The organism is Salinivibrio sp. MA427 (assembly GCF_001996115.1).
Lineage (GTDB): Bacteria > Pseudomonadota > Gammaproteobacteria > Enterobacterales > Vibrionaceae > Salinivibrio > Salinivibrio costicola.
This window is the reverse complement of sequence record NZ_MUFH01000243.1, coordinates 1-3,986: the sequence shown is the minus strand read 5'-3', so window position 1 is coordinate 3,986 and position 3,986 is coordinate 1. Positions and strand designations below refer to the sequence as shown.

Genomic DNA, 3,986 nt, shown 5'->3' with positions numbered 1-3,986 from the left:
GTCCTTATCATTCACACGATCCATATCGATAACGCCTGTGACTTCATCGACCGCGCCCTATATGCAGCAAGGGTTTGTGATCACGCGCCAGCAGCGTGATTGGGGCCATACCTCAACCATTGTTTTATGGCTTTCCACGCCAGAAGGCCCGATCAAACTTTGTATTGACGATCAGCACAGTGTGTTTTTTGTGCCGTTGGAAGAAAAAGCGCGGGTGGAGGCGTTATTACCTGCTATCGATCCCAATGCCTATTGCAAACCGGTACCGCTAACAACCTTCCAACATACGCCTGTTGCAGCCTGTTATTTCACCAGTGTTAAACGTGCCCGAGAAGGTCAGAAGGTGATAACGGGGGCCGCTATTGCGCTTTATGAAGGGGATTTACGCTTGGCCGATCGTTATCTGATGGAGCGCTATATTTGTGGCAGCTTGTTGTTCACCGGTCAGGTCCGTCAACGTCAGGGCTACCTAGAAGTGACGCAAGGCAAAGCGAAGCAAGCGGACTATACGCCCACGCTTCATCATGTCTCGTTGGATATCGAGTGTTCACAAAAAGGTCAGCTTTATTCGGTGGGGTTAGACAGTGAAAAAGACAGTCGCGTGATCATGGTCGGTGCGCCTCAGAACGATGCCCCGGCGTGGATAGAGTGGGTGGATAACGAAGAGGCTTTATTGGTCGCCCTGGAGCGTTGGTTCGCACAATACGATCCAGACGTAGTGGTGGGCTGGAATGTGATTGATTTTGACTTTCGCCTATTGGTTAAACGCGCGCAACGCTACCAGCGTGATTTACGCCTTGGTCGCGGCGGGGAACGCGCTTTTTGGCGTGATGGTGGTAGCAATAAGCCGGGCTTTATCAGTTTAGCCGGGCGGGTGGTGATTGATGGGATTGATGCGCTAAAAACCGCGACGTATGGGTTCCGATCTTGGGCGCTAGAGGCGGTTGCACAAACGTTATTGGGCGAGGGGAAAGCGATTGATGATCCGCATGATCGTATGGCCTCGATTAATCGCATGTTTCATCAGGATAAAATCGCGCTTGCGACTTATAATTTACAAGATTGCCGTTTGGTTAACCGAATCTTTGATCACACTCACTTACTCGACTTTTTAATCGAGCGTTCACGCTTAACCGGGGTAGAGCTCGATCGCGTGGGCGGCTCGGTAGCAGCATTCACTAACTTGTTTTTACCGCGTTTGCATCGTTCCGGTTATGTCGCGCCTAATCTAGCCAGCGAAGGGTGGATCGCGAGCCCTGGTGGTTATGTGATGGACTCCAAACCCGGCTTATATCACTCAGTGCTGGTGTTGGATTTTAAATCGCTGTATCCCTCGATTATTCGTACCTTTCTTATTGATCCGCTTGGACTTATCGAGGGGTTAAAAGCACAAGAGGCCGGTCAGGAAGCCGACACGGTCCCTGGGTTTCGAGGCGGTGTTTTTCATCGAGAAAAGCACTACTTACCGGCATTGATTGATGAGTTGTGGCAAGCGCGTGATCGGGCGAAAAAAGCCGGTGAAAAAGCGTTTTCGCAGGCAATTAAAATTATCATGAATTCCTTCTATGGCGTGTTGGGCTCATCGGGGTGCCGTTTTTTTGATCATCGCTTGGCATCATCGATTACCATGCGCGGCCATGAGATTATGAAGACCACTCGTGAGTTGATTGAGGCACACGGCTTTGAGGTGATCTACGGTGACACAGACTCTACCTTTGTGTCATTGGGGGGAGAAAAAGCAAGCGAGGACGCCGATGCCATCGGGCGAAAGCTTGTTAGCCATGTGAATCAGTGGTGGTCTCAACACTTGCAGGAAACCTATGGTCTCGAATCCTTGCTGGAAATTGAATACGAAACCCATTATCAACGCTTTTTAATGCCCACCATTCGTGGGCAAGAAACCGGGAGTAAAAAGCGTTATGCAGGACGGATCGTTAATCCTGATACCGGTGAGTCACATTTGGTCTTTAAAGGGTTAGAAACGGTAAGAACGGATTGGACACCATTGGCGCAACAGTTCCAGCAACAGCTTTATCAACGTGTGTTTGATGGTGATGATGTCGATGCTTTTATTCGCGATGTGGTCGCCTGTACGCAACAAGGGGAGCGTGATGCTGAGCTGGTGTATCGTAAACGGTTACGACGCCCGATTGCGGAGTATCAGAAAAATGTGCCACCGCACGTGCGTGCCGCGCGGCTGGCTGACAGTGAAAATCAAAAACGTGGCCGCCCTGAACAGTACCAACGGGGGGGATGGATTGAGTATGTGATCACGGTTAATGGGCCTGAGCCGTGTATGTATCGGTGTAGCCCGATGGATTATCAACATTATATTGATAAACAGCTTAAACCGATTGCTGATGGCATCCTGCCGTTTATTGGTAAAGAGTTCGACACCTTGGCGCTACCGCAATTGGGGTTGTTCTAAGCACGCTTGATCGTTTGTCTTGTTCGGGCAGTTTTTAACGCGCGACTTGCAATTGTGTCTGCCACCCGCTTGAATGAAAGAATCAGCAGGGAGGATGACGTGGAACAGCTCGATTTCTTCGAGGTGCCGAGTCCGTGCAAAGGCATCTGTCAGGTCAATAACAAAGGTTACTGCAAAGGGTGCTTTCGCAGTCGCGATGAGCGCTTTTATTGGTATGACTTTACCAACGAGCAAAAGCGCAATGTGGTTCGCTTATGCCACCAGCGTTATTTGCGCATTATGCGTGCCAAACGCCAACAGACACAGGAAACCGCCTTAGAGCCGGAAACTCTTCCACATCAGCCTTCGCTGTTTGATGAATGACGATTTAGCAGAAATAGCTTTAGCTTGTGCGAATATCCGAATCTCGYGTTACCAAGACACTCGCTTTGATATGATTACCTAGTTATTTAATTGACAGTGATATTACTTACTGGAATAAAAGCGACGGAGATTGTAATCGTTGGTAAGAGGATAGTGTAGGAGTTGCTTTGAGTTGCGTTACGTCAATAAAGAACGAGCGCTCTTCATTGAAGAACGCTCGTGCTAAATTATAAAAGGCCACTAATTGATTGTGTTAGTCCTTTTTTCAGCTCTGGTTCTGCTTCAGCGAACTCTAGGTTGACTTTATTGGCAGTAGAAAGCACTCGTGTTTGATAACGTTTCCACTGCGTTTTCTCCGTAGATTTTACTACCTTCTTGCTGCTTGAGCCTTGCGCAAGTTGAGAATCAAGAGCCTCAGTAACTACGACACCATCAGATGCGCGCTCAGAAATCTGTAGGTCAGTGATCATTGAGTAATAGACATCTTCAATCATTGCATCGGCGACTAGGCCAATAGCCGCGCCCGCCAGTGATGCTGCGCCTCGACCTGAACCGCCACCAAATTGAGCTCCTGCTAAAGCACCACCAACAGCGCTACCAAAACCTTGAGATAAAAAGTTTTCACTTTCACGCAGGTCAGCTTTACCAACTTGTAAAATATTTGCCTGAATCATGTAATGGGCTTTGCTTGGATCTTCTAAAACCTTATATCCACGGCTTTCAATTTTTGTTTTGATATCAGATTTTATATCAAGGTTGGGCTTGTCTGAGGTATTTCTAATTTGTAGGAATACTGTGCGTTTTGATGGAGCAACTGGATCGAGAAAGACGGTATCGCTCATTTTTGTCTGTACGTCAAGATCACGCTTTTTAACAAGCGTATTTGTTGCGGAGCACCCAGTAAGTACGAGTGTCAATGACATTAATACGGCAAGAAAGATATTTTTTTTCATGGTGATAGATAGTGTTTATATAAAAAGGGACACTATCCTAATCAACTTATTAGGCAAATTGGAATCTTTCTATTACATTTGCTTTCTGTTTGGTGATCGAGGTCATGTATTTTTGACACCAAAATGACATATCTGTTTTTTTTTGAAAATGTCATGGTGGTTAAAATATAAAAAAGGCGCCCCTGAGGACGCCTGATCTCATTCCATCTTTATCGACACAGCGATTAGATGCGGATGAAGTC

Annotated in this window: 3 protein-coding genes; 2 read left to right on the top strand and 1 reads right to left on the bottom strand. The window is 47.2% G+C overall.

Going from position 1 to position 3,986, the window contains the following annotated elements; translation table 11 throughout:
* Positions 1-61: 61 nt before the first annotated feature.
* Both BZG79_RS12630 and BZG79_RS12625 read left to right on the top strand, forming a co-directional pair.
* Entirely contained in the window at positions 62-2,428 is a 2,367-nt protein-coding gene (locus BZG79_RS12630; protein ID WP_077774563.1) for a DNA polymerase II, read from the top strand.
* A 99-nt stretch (positions 2,429-2,527) separates the two neighbouring features.
* Positions 2,528-2,791: a DUF1289 domain-containing protein gene (locus BZG79_RS12625; protein WP_077679058.1), complete on the top strand. Its 264-nt coding sequence runs from the start codon at positions 2,528-2,530 to the stop codon at positions 2,789-2,791.
* A gap of 227 nt (positions 2,792-3,018) precedes the next feature.
* On the opposite strand, the gene BZG79_RS12620 is transcribed toward BZG79_RS12625, so the two are convergent.
* Complete coding sequence (locus BZG79_RS12620; RefSeq protein WP_077774561.1) at positions 3,019-3,744, bottom strand: complement resistance protein TraT; 726 nt, start codon at positions 3,742-3,744, stop codon at positions 3,019-3,021.
* Positions 3,745-3,986: the final 242 nt, after the last annotated feature.

What these genes read in the sequence shown, in the direction of transcription:
- BZG79_RS12630 (WP_077774563.1), top strand. Translation starts at nt 62, where the DNA reads ATGCAGCAAGGGTTTGTGATCACGCGCCAGCAGCGTGATTGGGGCCAT.
- BZG79_RS12620 (WP_077774561.1), bottom strand. Translation starts at nt 3,744, where the DNA reads ATGAAAAAAAATATCTTTCTTGCCGTATTAATGTCATTGACACTCGTA.